The following is a 15102-nucleotide window of genomic DNA, read 5'->3' as shown; positions in this document are numbered from 1 at the left end:
GAGCTGTGCGCCGCCGTCGCCCAGCACCGCGGGCGGCCGATCCGGCTGACACCCCGGAGGATGAGGTTCGGCGAGCCCTCGGGCTTCGTGGAGTCGCTCCCGGACGAGGACCACATCCACTACGAGGCCGAGACCTCGCAGCTGCACCGGACCCTGATCTGCTGCCATGAGCTGGCCCATCTGCTGCTCGGCCATGTGGCCGCGCCCCCGCCCGACCACCACGCCGCCACCGTGCACCTGCCCACCATCGACGCCGACATGGTCCGGCTGGTGCTGGGCCGCTCCCACTACGACGACACGGCCGAGGAGGAGGCCGAGGTGATGGGCATGGAGCTGATGCGCAGGCTGGTGCTCACTCCGGGCACCGGATCGACCGCCCAGCTGTCGCCCGCGCTGGAGCACCGCAGGGGGCAGCATGTCTGACACCCCCGAGGGCCCCTATGACGTGGTCTATCTGACGATCTGTCTGCTGGCCTGGGTCGTGGTCGTGTTCAAGCTGCGCGCCCTGCGCCGGGACGCCTCCACCGGACTGCTGGTGCTGGCCCTGGCCACCGCCCTGCCCGCCACGGCGTTCGGGATCGCGGCGCCCGTGGTGTACCGGGCGCTGGACCGGGCGGCGGGCGTCGCCAACCTCGCCACTCTCGGCGTCTATGTGTTCATCAGCGGGTTCTCCGCCTCCGCGATGGTGCTGGCACTGCTGTGGACACCCCCGGACGAGCGCTCCGGCGAGCGGACGGTGTGGGAGGCCGCGCCGCGGGTACGGCACCGGCTGCGGCGGCGCCTGCTGGTGTTCGCGGTGGCACTCCCGGCGATGGCCGTACTGTTCCTCGCCGCCGGGCCGCTGACTCCCGAGACCCCCCTGGTCTTCGACACCACCTTCGCCGGGCGGCCTGCCATCGCGGCCTTCCTCGCCGTCTACCAGCTGCTCTTCGGCTACGCGCTGCTGGACATCGGCCGGGTCTGCTGGCGGCACGCCTCCCGGCTGCCCGCCGGCTGGCTGCGCCGCGGCGTCCGTATGATCGCCGTCGGCTGTCACCTCACCCTGGGCTATGTGGTGTGCAAGCTCATCGCCATCGGCGCCACCGTGGCCGGCGTCGGCGGGCTCGACTGGCTCTCCACCTCGGCCGGTCCCGCCTTCGCTGCCGCCGGGGCCCTGCATGTCACGCCCGGCTTCGCGGTGCCCGCCGTCGCCGCCTGGCTGCGGCGGCGCCATGCGTACCGCACGCTCCGCCCCTTGTGGCAGGCGGTGTACCGGGCGGACGGACGGCTGGCCCTGGAGAGCCCTCCCCCGGCCTGGACCGAGTCCCTGGCCGTCCGCGACCTGGAGTGGCGGACCGTCCGGCGGGTGCTGGAGATCCGCGACGGGCAGGCGGCGCTGCGCCCCTGGGTGGACCGGGAGAGCGTGGACCGCGCGACCCGGGCTGCGGAGGCCGCCGGGCTGGCCCCGCGCGACCGCGACGCCCTGGTGGTGGCCGCGGCGCTCATCTCGGCCCTGCGCGCCCTGGACTCCGGGCAGCCCGGACGGGACCGCGACGACCAGATCCCGCTGCCCGGGCTCACCCTGGAGCCCGAGGAGGAGCGCGACCATCTGCTGCGGGTCGCCCGGGCGATGCGGGCGCCGCAGCCGGAGGCGGCGGCCCCGGCGGGGTCCCTGCCCGGCTGATCCCCTCTGGCCACGCCCCGGCACCCTGTGACCGGTTCCGCGTGCCGGGGCCGTGCGGCGGCGTGGCACCGCGGTCGCCCGGTCCCGCGCCGGTCTCGCGGCCCGGCCGCGGCGCGGCGATGGGGCCCCCGGCGAGGGTGAGATCGCGCTCTCTCAAACAAGCACGCAAGCCTGCTCATGACAAGCTCCTTGACGGGGCGTCAGCGGGATTGTAGACATCACCTCAACGAGAGAGCGCTCTCTGACTCACCATCCCACCCGGTTGAGGAGACGCCATGTCAGGCAGCAGTCCCACGCTGGCGCACCGACGACCAGGACCCGCCAGACCCCGGCCGTACGCCGTGTTCGCGCTGGTCACCGCATTGCTAGCGGGCCTGGTGCTCGTCATGACGCAGGCACCGGCCCGGGCGGCCGACTCCCTGCTCTCCCAGGGGAGGCCCGCCACCGCGTCCTCCACGGAGAACGCCGCCAGCCCGGCCTCGGCGGCCGTCGACGGCAACACCGGCACCCGCTGGTCGAGCGCCTTCAGCGACCCCCAGTGGCTCCAGGTCGACCTCGGCTCCACAGCCACCCTCAGCAGGATCGGGCTCACCTGGGAGGCGGCCTATGCGACCGCGTTCCAGATCCAGGTCTCCGATACCGGAACCGGCTGGACCACCGTCTACTCCACCACCACCGGCACCGGCGGCACCCAGACCCTGAACGTCAGCGGCACCGGCCGCTATGTGCGCCTCTACGGCACCGCCCGCGCCACCGCCTACGGCTACTCCCTCTGGGAGTTCCAGGTCTACGGCTCCCCGGCCGCCGGCGGCTCCTGCGGTACCGGCAACGCCGCGCTGAACCGCCCCGCCACCGCGTCCTCCACCGAGAACGCCGCCGGCCCGGCCTCGGCGGCCGTCGACGGCAACACCGGCACCCGCTGGTCCAGCGCCTTCAGCGACCCCCAGTGGCTCCAGGTCGACCTGGGCGGATCGCAGCAGATCTGCCAGGTGGTCCTGCAGTGGGAGGCGGCCTACGCGACCGCGTTCCAGATCCAGGTCTCCGACACCGGAACCAACTGGACCACCGTCTACTCCACCACCACCGGCACCGGCGGCACCCAGACCCTGAACGTCAGCGGCACCGGCCGCTACGTACGCCTCTACGGCACCGCCCGCGCCACCGCCTACGGCTACTCCCTCTGGGAGTTCGCCGTGCACACCGTGGGCGGCTCCACCACCTCGCCGCCGCCGACCGGCGACCCCGGCTCCTTCTGGGGCGACACCTCCACCATTCCGGCCGCCCAGAACGTCCTGATGCTGAAGATCCTCAACCGGACCAACGGCAAGTACCCCGACAGCCAGGTCTACTGGAGCTACAACGGCCAGGTGCACTCGATCGCCGAGCAGCCCTACTTCGACATGCCCGTCAACTCGGCCGGCCGGATGTACTTCTACCTGGGGTCGCCCAACAGCTCCTACTACGACTTCATCGAGTTCACCGTGGGCGCCAACGTCTTCAACGGCAACACCACCCGGGTCGACGCCTTCGGGCTGAAGCTGGCGATGCGGCTGCACAGCCGTGACGGATACGACGTCCAGGTCGGCGAGGACCAGCAGACCTTCGCCGAGGACCGCTCGGTGACCTTCCAGAAGTTCGTCGACTCCGTGCCCGGCCCCTTCAAGGTGCTGGCCCAGACCCAGGCCCCGTACCGGATCATCGCCCCGGGCAGCGACCCGAGCTTCCGCGCCGGCGGTGTGAACGCCGGCTACTTCACCTCCTACGCCGCTTCGGTGGGGGTCAGCGCCCCCACCTCCGACATCTTCGGCTGCGCCGGAACCCTGGCGGGCAACCCCGACATGTGCGCGGCGCTCAACCGCCATGTGGCCACCCTGCCGCAGTCGCAGTGGTCCGACCCGACGACGTACTACTCTGCCGACCCGGCCAACTGGTACGCCAAGTTCTGGCACGACCACGCCATCAACAAGCTGGCCTACGGCTTCCCGTACGACGACGTCGCCGGCCAGTCCTCGTTCATCTCCCACGGCAGCCCCCAGTACCTGCTGGTCGCCGTCGGCTGGTGACCGCACCCGCACACCGCACGACCGCACCGCACCGCACGACCACGGCGGCCGTCCGACGGACGGTCGCCGTGACATGCCGTCAGGCACCCCGGACGGGCGGCCCCGTCAGGGGACGATGGCGTCGATGTAGCCGCCGTCCACCCGCACCGCCGCTCCGGTGGTGGCCGAGGCCTGCGGGGAACTGAGATAGACGACCATGTGCGCGATCTCCTCCGGCTCGATGAGCCGCTGCAGCAGCGACTGCGGCCGGTGCAGCCGCATGAACTCCCGCTGCGCCTCCTCCCACGGCAGGCTCCAGCCCACCAGCTGGTGGACGAAGTCCTCCACGCCCCCGGTGTGGGTGGGCCCGGCGAGTACGGAGTTGACGGTGACCCCGCTCCCTGCCGCGGCCTTGGCGAAGCCCCGCGAGACGGCCAGCAGGGAGGTCTTGGACATGCCGTAGTGGATCATCTCCACCGGGGTGGCCACCGCGGAGTCGCTGGCGATGTTCTGCACCCTGCCCCAGCCCCGGGCGATCATCCCGGGGAGGTAGCGGCGGCTCAGCCGCACCGCGCTCAGCACATTGGTCTCGAAGTACCCGCGCCACTCGGCGTCCTCGATCTCCAGGGCGGGGCGGGCCTGGAAGATCCCCAGGTTGTTGATCAGGATGTCGGTCTGCGGCACCGCCTCGCAGAGTGTGTCCGCGCCCTCCTCCGTCGCCAGGTCGGCGGCGACGGCGGTGACGTCGGCCCCCGGCACCTGTTCCCGCAGTCCGTCCGCGGCCTCCTCCACCCGGGACCGGGTGCGGCCGGTGACGGTGACGGCGGCACCGGCCTGCGCGAGACCCCGTGCGATGGCCAGCCCGATGCCCTGGGAGGAGCCGGTCACCACTGCCCTTCTGCCGGCGAGTTCGACGTGCACCCTGCGCTCCTGTCGGTGGCTGCGGCCCCGGACCGGGGCCGGTTCGTACTGCGACGGCCGAGGGGTCCTCGGCGCCGGGGGACGGCGGTGGTCCCGGGGCGGCGGCCGCTCGGACGTCCCGGCGGGGGCCCGTGCGAGCCCCCGCCGGTCACGGTGACGGCGCGTACGGTGTCGCTGAACGCCCGTCCCGGCCGCGGCACGGCGACGCGGGGCCGCCGCAGCGGGACGGCGGGAGAGCGGACGTGCCCGTCGTGGACCGGCGGCCCCGGGTTCAGCCTGCGGAGGTCCCCGGCCGGGGACAAGTGCGGATAGCCCGGAGGGGTGATCCGGTCACGCGCCGCCGGGGCCGGGGGCCGACGCCCGGCGGCTCGGATCGGGGAGCGGCTGCCGCAGGCGCCGGGAACGGCCCCCGTACCGGTGCGGGCCGGGACGACACCGCGGTCACCCCAGCCGCCGACGGTCTGCCGGAGCGCCCCGGGGAGGTCGTCCGGATGCCCGGCGGCGGAGCACAGTGCGAACGGCCGCGTGTCTGGCGAGGAGATCCGCACCGGGATGGCAGCGGCATGACGTACCGGGGTGTCTTCGGGCAGCCGCACCGCCGCCCGGATCAGCTCGCGCCTCTCGCCGTCCGGCACCCGGGCGGCCGCCTCGTACGGGAACTCCGCATAGGGCGGTCGGACCGGCGGCGGCCTCGGGGTGGTCAGTCCACCTGCCAGCGGACGCCGCTGGGAGCCAGGGCGTCGAGGAAGCCCGCCGGCTCGAAGGCCTGCGCCGGGCTGAGCACTCCGGGAGCGGCCTTCCCGGCGGCGAGCCGCAGCGCCCCCTCGACGGCGATCACCGCGGTGAGGCCGTAGGCGTCGTGCCCGGTGACCCAGCCCCGGGCACTGCGGCCGTCGGCCCCCACGGCCTCGGCGGCCATCAGCCAGCGCCCGGCGCTGCGCACCTCCTCGGGAACGGTCTCGGGGACGCTCTCGACGACGTCCGGGGTGAGGGCGGCGAAGAGCGCCGCCACCTCCGACCTGATGGCTCCGTGCACCCGGCGCGCCGTCACATGGCGGGGCACGGTGACGACCCCTGGGAGGGCGAAGACCGACAGCGGTACCGCGTCGGCCCCACCGGGCGGGACGATCGGCTGGGGTGCGGGCCCGTCCGCGGGGCGCAGCGCGCCGTCGCGGTACTCCAGCGGTTCCTCGTCGCCGATCGCGGCCATGGAGCGCGCGGTGCCTCGCGAAGCGCCGGATCCCGGCTCCCTGAGATCGGCGATCAGCAGGCGGTCGACCGGGGCGACCCGGGCCGCCGTCAGTGCCGCGATCAGATCGCCGGGTCCGCCGTCGTCGGTCATGGCCGGAACGACGGTCACCCCGGCGCGTTCGGCCTGGGCGCCGAAGCCGTCGAAGACACGGCGGAGGTAGTGCTGCTCCCCCGTGGTGTCGACATAGTGGGCGCCGGCGCCGATCGCCGCACGCACCACCGGTTCTCCCCAGAAGGTGAACGGACCCGCGCAGTTGACCACCGCGTCGCAGTCGGCGAAGGCGGCGGTGAGCGCCGCCGGGTCCGCCGGATCCGCCACCCGCACCGCTGCGCCGGCCCCGCCGACCGCCTGCAGCCGGTCCGGGTCCCGGCCCACCAGCGCCGTCGCGATCCCCCGCCGCCGCAGCTCGGCGACGGCCAGCCGGCCGGTGAACCCACTGGCGCCGTACACGGCGATCCTCATGCCATCTCTCCCTGTCGGTGAACGAGCCGCCGACGGTGCGTCAGCCGCTCACCGCTCACCGTAGGAAGGGTGAGCCGGACGTCCCATGCCCCGTGGTCCGCGAAGGATGTCCGTTCGTCCGGTGCGGCCGGCCCGCTGCATACGCTGGGACCATGGACGTTCTCAGCGACGCCGTCGCCGCGATGCGCACCGGTGTCCCGCACTCCTCCCGCACCCGGCTGCACGCTCCCTGGGGTCTGCGTTTCGCGCCGCTGCAGGGGGCGGGCTTCCATGTGGTGCTGCAGGGTTCGTGCTGGCTGCTCCCCACGGCGGGCGAGCCGATCCGCCTGGGGGTCGGCGATGTGGCGTTCCTGCCGCGCGAACTCGGCCATGCCATCGCGGACGACCCCACCACGCCGCTGGTGGACTCCCCGGCCGGGCAGCCTGCCGGGCCGGGTGAACCCGGCGCACCGCTCCGCGCCCCGGACGCCTGGGCCGCCGGGGTGGACGGCGCGGGCCAGGGGGCGACCACGGTCCTGCTCTGCGGCGCCTACCGGCTGGACCAGTCCCGGGCGCATCCGCTGCTCGCCGAACTGCCCGATGTGGTGCACCTGCCGGCCCGGGTGGGGCAGCAGCCCGCACTGCGCGGCGCGATCGAACTCCTCGGCCGGGAGCTGGCGGCCGAGCCGCTGCCCGGCGCGGTCGGCGCCCTGTCCGCGCTGCTCGACGTGCTGCTGCTGTACATCCTGCGGGCCTGGCACGAGGAGCAGGCCGGGCACTCCGTCACCGGCTGGGGCGCCGCGCTGCGCGACCCCGCGGTCGCCGCGGCACTGCGGGCCGTCCACCGCGAGCCCGCCCGGCCGTGGACCGTGCAGACCCTGGCCGCCGAGGCGGGGCTGTCCCGCTCGGCCTTCGCCCAGCGGTTCACCGGCACGGTCGGATCCCCGCCGCTGGCCTATCTGACCTGGTGGCGGATGACCTTCGCGGCACGGCTGCTGCGGGAGACCGATGCGGTGCTGCGCTCGGTGGCCGAGCGCAGCGGGTACACCTCGGAGTACGCCTTCGCCAAGGCGTTCAAGCGGGAGTTCGGCACCGCGCCCGGTCGCTACCGGGCCGCCGCCCGCCCGGCGCGGCAGAGCTGAGTGGGCCGGGCGGGCGGAAGCCGGGCCGGTCGCGGTGGCCGGTCAGTGGATCAGACGGGTTGCGGCGTCCAGGCCGGGGGCCCGCTCGCGCAGCCGGGCGAGGAGGTCGTCGGCCGCCGTCTGCAGGGCTTCCAGCGGCATGGGGTCCAGCCGCTCCAGCAGGAAGAGCGCCCGGGTGGTGGTCTCGGTGATGCGGGTACGCACGCACTGGCGGTGGTTCCAGCGGCGGCAGGTGACACCCCGGTCGTCGCACCACACCACCTCGCCCGGCTCCGGGTGCTCGACCGCGGGTGCGCCGTCGGCGACGGTGTCGAACCGCTCGGCACCGGTGGCCCGCAGCAGCCTGGGCAGGCCCGCGTAGGAGTCCAGGTCCTCGCCGCCGACCGGGAGGCGGTGGGCTACGGAGACGGCGTTGTAGACGTCGACCAACAGATTGACCTCGGGCAGTCCGGCTGCGGCGCGCCTGGCCAGGGCCTCCACGCTGTTGCGGGTGCGGCCGGGCTTGGCGCCGAAGGCCGTGTAGGCCTGCCGCCAGGCGGCGATGTGCGGTTCGGCGGTGACGTCCGGGCCGGCGACGGTGGCGGCGGCGTCCTTGAGCAGGCCCCGCGACCAGGAGTCGGTGGGGCCGCCCGGCAGCCCTTCGGCGGCGATCACCAGCACGGCGAAGTCCGGGCGCAGCTCGCGAACCGCCGGGTCCACCTGCACGCCCTCGGTCACCGCGGCGAGTTCCCGGCTCATGGCTTCCTCCTGTAGTCGCTTGAGTGATCCGGACAGTATCATCAAACGACCGAGACCCCCGACGAGCAGGCGAGGCACCGCAGATGGACGAGAGCGGCACCGACGACAGAGCAGTGGTGGACGCGGTGGCGGAGCGGGTGCGGGCGCTGCGCCGGGAGCGCGGCTGGTCCCTGGACGCCCTCTCCGCCCGCGCCCGGGTGAGCAAGGGCGTCCTGGTCGCCCTGGAGAACCGCCGCTCCAACCCCAATCTGGCGACCCTGGTCCGGCTCTGCGACGCCTTCGGTGTCCCGCTGACCGTACTGCTGCAGCAGAGCACCGCGCCGCTGCTGCAGCCCGCACCGCCCGAGGCCCACTCCAGGCTCTGGTCCGGGCCCGACGGCGGCGAGGGTCTGCTGCTGACGGGCGCCTCCCACCCCACCGGGGCGGAGCTGTGGCACTGGCGGCTCGCCCCTGGCGAGGAGCACCGCAGCGAGGCGCATGTCTCGGGCACGGTGGAGCTGCTGCATGTGCTGCGTGGCCGGCTCACCGTGACGGTCGCGGACCAGGAGGCGGAGCTGCCGTCCGGACACGCCCTGCGGATGGCCGGTGACCGCCCCCATGCGTACGCCAACCGCGGCAGCGAGCCGGTCGAGTACACCGGGGTGGTGCTGGTTCCCCCGGGCCGCTGAGGGTCCCCCGGGACGGGAGCGGGACCTGCGTACGGTCCGCGGGTACGGTCCGGTCAGGGGGTGGCGCAGCGGGCGAAGCCCTCCGGCGAGTAGCAGGGCAGGTGCCCGCCGGCCCGGATCGCCCGCTGACCGCCGCCGGTGACCGCGAAGTCCAGGAAGCCGGCGGCCAGCGAGCCCTCGGCGGGACGGCCCCTGGTGTAGGCGTACTCGACGTCGGCGAAGGGGTAGCTGCGGTCGCGGATGTCGTCGGGGGTGGGGACGCGGCCGCCGATGCCGATGATGCGCACCCCCTTGGTGTCCTGGGCTGCGCGCAGTTCGGCGTAGCCGATGGCCCCGGAGACCTGCGCCACCGTGCGCAGCACCTCGTCGGTGTCCCTGAGTTCGCAGCGGATGCCCCTGACGACGCGGGTGTCCGAGGTCCGGCAGTCGCGGGAGGTGACGGTGAGCTCGGGGCGGGTGTCCAGCACCCGGCGCTGGAACAGCTCCCGGGTGCCCGAGTCCGCCCGCCGGCTGACCAGCCGGACCGGGAGGCGCGGCCCGTGGACGGCGGACCAGTCGAGGATGTCGCCGCGGTACATCCCGCGTATCTGAGCGAGCGTCAGATCACGTACGGGGACGCCGGCGTTGACCACGATCGCGAAGGCCGCCACGGCGACCCTGTTCTCCACCAGCTCCGGATAGCCGCCGGGCTTGGGCCCGTCCGAGAAGGCGATCAGTGCGGAGCCGCCCCCGCCGGCGGGCCCGTCCTCCCCCGCCAGCTCCCGGACGCCCTCGTAGCTGCCCTCCGTGTCGACCTGGACGGAGGCGCCGGGGCACTCCCTGCCGTACTCCTCGGCGAGGTCGTGCAGCACCGGGGAGAAGGCCGTGGAGCCGACCAGGGTGAGCTGCCCCGTGGCGCAGCCCATCGGGGGCGCCTGGCCGGAGAGGACGATGACGCCGGCCAGGGTGAGGACCCCGGCGGTGAGCAGTGCGGTGATCCCCCGGGCCGGTCTGCTGAGCACCGGGGGCTTGTCGTCGACGGTGGTGCTGCGGTTGGGCACCACCGCCCCGTCCCGGATGCCACCGGACACCCGGACCGGGCTGCCGACCCGGCCGCCACTGAGCAGGACCAGCAGTTTGAAGTGCTGTCCCTGGTCGAGCGGCATCCTCGGCAGATGGAGGGTGCCGGAGGTGTGGCGCAGGGCTCCGGGTGCGGCGAAGTACTCGGTGAGGTGCTCGGCGGACAGCTGGGTGAGCGCCGCGCCCCGGACGATGCGGTCGGTGAACACCACGGTGAGGCCGTGCAGGGGGTCGCGGCCGGTGTAGTCGCTCTCGGAGATGCTCTCCCCGCCGTCGTTCTCCACCCGCAGCAGCACCAGGGTGCCGTCGGACATGTCGGGCAGGTCGTGGAAGAGGCCCAGCCGGACGCTGGGCTGCCCGGGGCCGTGCCGGTGGTCGCTGCCGATGGGGGTGTCCATCTGGACGCGGTAGCCGATGCGGCGGCCGCGCCGCACCCGGCGCCGGTACACCACGGCGACGGCCGGCGGGACCACGGCGCTGAGCAGCGCGGTGAGCACCGCCACGATGTTGTCCGCACTCAGCCAGTCCACGTCCCGCTCCCGGTGCGCCGCCCCCGGTCCCGGCGGCTGGTGCGGTCACGGTAGGAGACGGCCGGGCGCGGCGGGACGGTCTTCGCCGTCCGTGCGTCAGCTGTTGGCCCGTCGTTCGCCGATGCGGCCGGTCAGTGCACCCGGGGCAGCCGCAGGGTGACGATCTCGAAGGGACGCAGGGTCAGCACGATGCCGTCCTGGCCGCCCGCCGCCGGTCCGGTCGGCCGTTCCAGCAGGTCGCAGCGGTGGACCGCGGCGACGGGGAAGTCCGGGCGCAGCAGCGTACGGGCCCGGCCGCCGCGGGACTCGTAGAGCCGCACCACCACGTCGCCGCTGCCGTCGTCGGCCAGCTTGACCGCGGTGACCACGACGGCGTCGTCGTCCACGGCGACGAGCGGCGCCACGGGGTCACCGCCGCTGCAGCGGCGCTCCGGCAGATTGAGCCGGTAGCCCTCGCGCACCGCGTCCTCGATGCCGGCTCCGGGGATCAGGGCGTGGCGGAAGAGGTGCCGGCCCTGGTCGGCCTGCGGGTCGGGGAAGCGCGGCGCCCGCAGCAGGGAGAGCCGCACGGTGGTGGTGGTCCCGGTGTCCTCGGGGCGGACGGTGCGGGTGACGTCGTAGCCGTAGCTGGAGTCGTTGACCAGCGCGACGCCCCAGCCGGGCTCCTCCAGGTGAACGAAGCGGTGGGCGCAGGCCTCGAACTTCGCCGCGTCCCAGCTGGTGTTGGTGTGCGTGGGGCGGTGGAGGTGCCCGAACTGGGTCTCGGCGGCGATCCGGTCGGTGTGCAGGTCCAGCGGGAAGGCGACCTTGAGGAACTTCTCGGTCTCGTGCCAGTCCACCTCGGTGGTGAACTCCACCCGGCGCTCCCCGGCGGGCAGCGCGATCCACTGCTCCACCCGGGAGGAGCCGAACTCGCGCACCACCCGGACCGCTCCGTCGGCCGGTTCCACCGAGCGGGCGCCGGTGAGGTCGGTGACGGTGTTGCGGTAGTAGTGGTCGACGTCCCAGGCGTCCCACATGGCGGGGTGGTCCGGGTGCAGCTGGAGCAGGTTGGCGACGCCGCCGGGGGCCAGGGTCTCGCGGTCGGCGGCCGGGTCGTGGACGGAGACCACCAGTCCCCGCTCGTCGACCGCCACCCTCAGCAGCCCGTTGTCCAGGGTGAAGCCGCCCTCGTCCCGGGGCCGCACCGAGGTGGCGGGGCCGTCGGGCGGTGCGGCCGGTGCGGCGCCGCCGGCCGGGACACCGCCGCGGGTGTGCGGGGCCGCGTTGAAGACCAGCTCGGTGGTGCCCTCCCCGGCCAGCGAATGCTGGGCCCGGTCGATCAGCCCGGCCAGTTCCACGGTGAGGGCGGCGTGCCGCTCCTCTGCCTCGCGGTGCACCCAGGCGATGGAGGAGCCGGGCAGGATGTCGTGGAACTGCAGGAGCAGCAGCGACTTCCAGATGCGGTCGAGTTCCTCGTACGGGTAGGGAAGGCCGTTGCGGACCGCGGCGGTGGCCGACCAGAGTTCCGCCTCGCGCAGCAGGTGCTCGTTGCGGCGGTTGCCCTGCTTGGTCCTGGCCTGGCTGGTGAGGGTGCCCCGGTGGAGTTCCAGATAGAGTTCGCCGACCCAGACGGGGGCCTCGGGGTACTCGGCCTCCGCCGCGGCGAAGAACGCGGACGGCTTCTCGAACCGGACCCTGGGGGATCCCTCCAGGTCGGCCAGGCGCCTGGCGCGGGCCAGCATCTCCCGGGTGGTGCCGCCTCCGCCGTCGCCCCATCCGGTCGGGGCGAGGGAGCGGGTGGCGGCGCCCTTCTCCCGGAAGTTGCGGACGGCGTGGGCGAGTTCCCGGCCCGACAGTTCGGCGTTGTAGGTGTCGATCGGCGGGAAGTGGGTGAAGACGCGGGTCCCGTCGAGCCCCTCCCAGCGGAAGGTGTGGTGGGGGAAGGCGTTGGTCCGGCTCCAGGAGATCTTCTGGGTGAGGAACCACCGGGCCCCGGCCTGCCTGACCAGCTGGGGCAGGGCCGCGGAGTAGCCGAAGGTGTCGGGCAGCCACACCTCCTCGGTCTCGACGCCGAACTCCTCGAGGAAGAACCGCTTGCCGTGGACGAACTGACGGGCCAGCGCCTCGGATCCCGGCATGTTGGTGTCCGACTCCACCCACATGCCGCCCACGGGTACGAAGCGGCCCTCGGCGACGGCCTGCCGGACCCGTGCGTACACCTCGGGGCGGTGCTCCTTGATCCAGGCGTACTGCTGCGCCTGCGACATGGCGTAGACGAAGTCCGGGTCGTCCTCCAGCAACGCGGTCATCCCGGCGGTGGTGCGGGCGACCTTGCGCACCGTCTCGCGCAGCGGCCACAGCCAGGCGGAGTCGATATGGGCGTGGCCGACCGCGGTGATCCGGTGTGCGGAGGCGTCCGCGGGGGCGGCGAGCACCGTGCGCAGCTCGTCGCGGGCCCGTTCGGCGGTGCCGCCGACGTCCGCGAGGTCGAGGGTGTCCAGCGACCGCTCCAGGGCGCGCAGGATCTCCCAGCGGCGGGGGGTGTCCAGCGGCAGCTCCGCCGACAACTGGCTCAGCACCTCCAGGTCCTGGAGCAGCTCCCACACGGTGGTGTCGAGGACGGCGAGGTCCATCCGGCCCAGGCGGTACTGCGGCTCGCGGCCGGCGGTGCCGCGTTCGCCCAGGCCGGTGGGCCGGAAGGGTCGGCCGCCGCCCAGGATCACCGGGTTGGCTGCCGCCTCGATGTGCAGCCTGACGGGTTCGCCGCCCACGGCCGGGGCGGCGATCCGCACCCACTGGTTGCGGGGATGGAGCCCCTTCACGGGGGTGCCGTCGGGCCGGTACACCAGGCCCTCGCACTGGAATCCGGGGATGCCGTCGTCGAAGCCGAGGTCGAGCAGCGCCTCCACGGTGCTTCCGGCCCACTCCAGGGGTACCCGGCCGGAGACGGTGAACCAGCTGGTTCCCCAGGGCGGGCCCCAGGCGGCGCCCGCCTCGACGGGTCTGCCCTCCGCCGCGAGGCCCTCGGCCACCGTCACCGGCTCGCCGGGGGCGTCCCACACGGTCACGTCCAGGGGGACGGAGCGCGGGTGGACGGCGGGGCGGACGCGCTCCTCCAGGACTCGCCTCAGCCGGGCCTCGGTGGTGCTGCGGTTGTCGTGCATGACGCCGGCTCCTCACGGGGTGCGCGGTGCGGCGGCCAGGGGCTGCCGGGGCGGCTGCCGCCCCGTTGATGACAGTCATACAGCGTCGCGCGGCCCGCTGCGACGTCCGCGGCACCTCGCGGGAGACCCGGCTGCCCGACCCGTTCAGCGCAGGCGGCCGCCCGTGGCGGAGGGGCGCCGGGTCCCGGGCGGAGCAGATGCGGCGGTCCGTCGCTCGTAGGCCGCGTTGGCAATGACACGCGTATGCAACTATTGTCATTGCAGACACAACCTGCACAACCTCTCCGGCAAGGCGGACTTCCATGCCTCTGGCACTCCTGGCCCTCGCCATCGGGGCCTTCGGAATCGGCACCACCGAATTCGTGATCATGGGGCTGCTCCCCCAGGTGGCCACCGACTTCGGCACCTCCATCCCCACCGCCGGCCTCCTGGTCACCGGCTATGCACTCGGGGTGGTCCTCGGTGCGCCGGTGATGACCGTGCTGGGCACCCGGATCCCCCGCAAGCGCATGCTGATGCTGCTGATGGTGCTCTTCACGGCCGGCAACGCACTCTGCGCGGCGGCGCCGTCCTTCGGCGTGATGCTCATCGGCCGCATCGTGGCCTCACTCGCCCACGGCGCCTTCTTCGGCATCGGCTCCGTGGTCGCGGCCGGTCTGGTGGCCCCGCAGAAGAAGGCGGGCGCGATCGCCCTGATGTTCACCGGGCTGACCGTCGCCAACGTCGTCGGCGTCCCGCTGGGCACCCTCGTCGGCCAGGCCTTCGGCTGGCGGCTGACGTTCGCGGGCGTCGCCGTGCTCGGCGTGGCCGGACTGCTGGGCATCGCCCGGCTGGTGCCCGAACTGCCCGGGCCCGGCGCCGTACGGCTGCGCCACGAGGTGGCCGCGTTCCGCAACGTCCAGGTGGTGCTGGCGATGGCCATGACTGTGCTCGGCTTCGGCGGGGTGTTCGCCGCCGTCACCTACATCTCCCCCATGATGACCGAGGTCGCCGGCTTCTCCGACGCCTCCGTCACCTGGCTGCTGGTCCTCTTCGGGCTCGGCATGGTCGCCGGCAACCTGATCGGCGGCCGGTTCGCCGACCGCGCCCTGATGCCGATGCTCTACACCTCGCTCGGCGGACTCGCCCTGGTGCTCGCCCTCTTCACCCTCAGCGCCCACAGCAAGGCCGCGGCCGCCGTCACCGTCGCCCTGATCGGCGCCCTGGGCTTCGCCACCGTACCGCCGCTGCAGAAGCGCGTCCTGGACCAGGCCGCCGGGGCACCCACCCTGGCCTCGGCCGTCAACATCGGCGCCTTCAACCTGGGCAACGCCCTCTCGGCCTGGCTCGGCGGACTGGTGATCAGCGCCGGGCTCGGCTGGACCGCGCCGAACTGGGTGGGAGCCCTGCTCGCCACCGCGGCCCTGGTACTGGCGGTCCTCTCCGCCGCCCTGGAACGCCGCACCCCCGGCTCCGGCAGGATCGTCGCGGGCTCCCCCGCCCGCACCACCGCCCCCGCGC

11 protein-coding genes are annotated in these 15102 nt (G+C 73.9%); 6 read left to right on the top strand and 5 right to left on the bottom strand.

Translation table 11 applies throughout. The features are described 5' to 3' along the window. From AOK09_RS40390 to AOK09_RS25050, 3 genes are all read left to right on the top strand, one after another. A partial coding sequence (locus tag AOK09_RS40390; RefSeq protein ID WP_217698479.1) for a ParH-like protein occupies positions 1 to 423 on the top strand: 423 nt, incomplete at its 5' end. Beyond that, a complete protein-coding gene (locus tag AOK09_RS25055; RefSeq protein ID WP_055589508.1) occupies positions 416 to 1663 on the top strand; it encodes an MAB_1171c family putative transporter in 1248 nt (415 codons plus the stop codon). The genes AOK09_RS40390 and AOK09_RS25055, both read left to right, overlap by 8 nt. A 386-nt stretch (positions 1664 to 2049) precedes the next feature. Then, positions 2050 to 3726: a discoidin domain-containing protein gene (locus AOK09_RS25050; protein ID WP_107101442.1), complete on the top strand. Its 1677-nt coding sequence runs from the start codon at positions 2050 to 2052 to the stop codon at positions 3724 to 3726. A 105-nt stretch (positions 3727 to 3831) separates the two neighbouring features. On the opposite strand, the gene AOK09_RS25045 is transcribed toward AOK09_RS25050, so the two are convergent. Together AOK09_RS25045 and AOK09_RS25040 are read right to left on the bottom strand one after the other, a co-directional pair. After that, positions 3832 to 4626: an SDR family NAD(P)-dependent oxidoreductase gene (locus AOK09_RS25045; RefSeq protein ID WP_055589506.1), complete on the bottom strand. Its 795-nt coding sequence runs from the start codon at positions 4624 to 4626 to the stop codon at positions 3832 to 3834. Positions 4627 to 5326: 700 nt separating this feature from the next. Further along, on the bottom strand, positions 5327 to 6340 hold the full coding sequence (locus AOK09_RS25040) for a saccharopine dehydrogenase family protein (protein ID WP_055589505.1): 1014 nt from the start codon (positions 6338 to 6340) through the stop codon (positions 5327 to 5329). Positions 6341 to 6492: 152 nt separating this feature from the next. Between AOK09_RS25040 and AOK09_RS25035 the strand changes: the two genes are divergently transcribed. Then, positions 6493 to 7461 (top strand): AraC family transcriptional regulator, encoded by a 969-nt coding sequence (locus AOK09_RS25035; RefSeq protein ID WP_055589504.1) that lies wholly within the window; start codon positions 6493 to 6495, stop codon positions 7459 to 7461. Positions 7462 to 7503: 42 nt separating this feature from the next. On the opposite strand, the gene AOK09_RS25030 is transcribed toward AOK09_RS25035, so the two are convergent. After that, positions 7504 to 8199, bottom strand: coding sequence for a B3/B4 domain-containing protein (locus tag AOK09_RS25030; protein WP_055589503.1), 696 nt, complete (start codon positions 8197 to 8199; stop codon positions 7504 to 7506). Between the two features lie 83 nt (positions 8200 to 8282). Between AOK09_RS25030 and AOK09_RS25025 the strand changes: the two genes are divergently transcribed. Beyond that, positions 8283 to 8867, top strand: coding sequence for a helix-turn-helix domain-containing protein (locus tag AOK09_RS25025; RefSeq protein ID WP_055589502.1), 585 nt, complete (start codon positions 8283 to 8285; stop codon positions 8865 to 8867). Positions 8868 to 8920: 53 nt separating this feature from the next. On the opposite strand, the gene AOK09_RS25020 is transcribed toward AOK09_RS25025, so the two are convergent. Then, a complete protein-coding gene (locus AOK09_RS25020; protein ID WP_055589501.1) occupies positions 8921 to 10456 on the bottom strand; it encodes a PstS family phosphate ABC transporter substrate-binding protein in 1536 nt (511 codons plus the stop codon). Positions 10457 to 10587: 131 nt separating this feature from the next. Next, positions 10588 to 13602 (bottom strand): alpha-mannosidase, encoded by a 3015-nt coding sequence (locus tag AOK09_RS25015; protein WP_055589500.1) that lies wholly within the window; start codon positions 13600 to 13602, stop codon positions 10588 to 10590. A gap of 302 nt (positions 13603 to 13904) precedes the next feature. Between AOK09_RS25015 and AOK09_RS25010 the strand changes: the two genes are divergently transcribed. Beyond that, positions 13905 to 15102 (top strand): MFS transporter (locus AOK09_RS25010; protein WP_055589499.1); only part of this gene is annotated, 1198 nt, incomplete at its 3' end.

Origin of the sequence: Peterkaempfera griseoplana (assembly GCF_001418575.1) — a bacterium.
GTDB lineage: Bacteria > Actinomycetota > Actinomycetes > Streptomycetales > Streptomycetaceae > Peterkaempfera > Peterkaempfera griseoplana.
This window is presented reverse-complemented; position numbering and strand designations above follow the sequence as displayed.

Excerpts from the sequence above, each read along its gene's own strand:
- AOK09_RS25055 (WP_055589508.1), top strand. The coding sequence starts at position 416 with ATGTCTGACACCCCCGAGGGCCCCTATGACGTGGTCTATCTGACGATC.
- AOK09_RS25050 (WP_107101442.1), top strand. The coding sequence starts at position 2,050 with ATGACGCAGGCACCGGCCCGGGCGGCCGACTCCCTGCTCTCCCAGGGG.
- AOK09_RS25035 (WP_055589504.1), top strand. The coding sequence starts at position 6,493 with ATGGACGTTCTCAGCGACGCCGTCGCCGCGATGCGCACCGGTGTCCCG.
- AOK09_RS25025 (WP_055589502.1), top strand. The coding sequence starts at position 8,283 with ATGGACGAGAGCGGCACCGACGACAGAGCAGTGGTGGACGCGGTGGCG.
- AOK09_RS25040 (WP_055589505.1), bottom strand. The coding sequence starts at position 6,340 with ATGAGGATCGCCGTGTACGGCGCCAGTGGGTTCACCGGCCGGCTGGCC.
- AOK09_RS25030 (WP_055589503.1), bottom strand. The coding sequence starts at position 8,199 with ATGAGCCGGGAACTCGCCGCGGTGACCGAGGGCGTGCAGGTGGACCCG.
- AOK09_RS25015 (WP_055589500.1), bottom strand. The coding sequence starts at position 13,602 with ATGCACGACAACCGCAGCACCACCGAGGCCCGGCTGAGGCGAGTCCTG.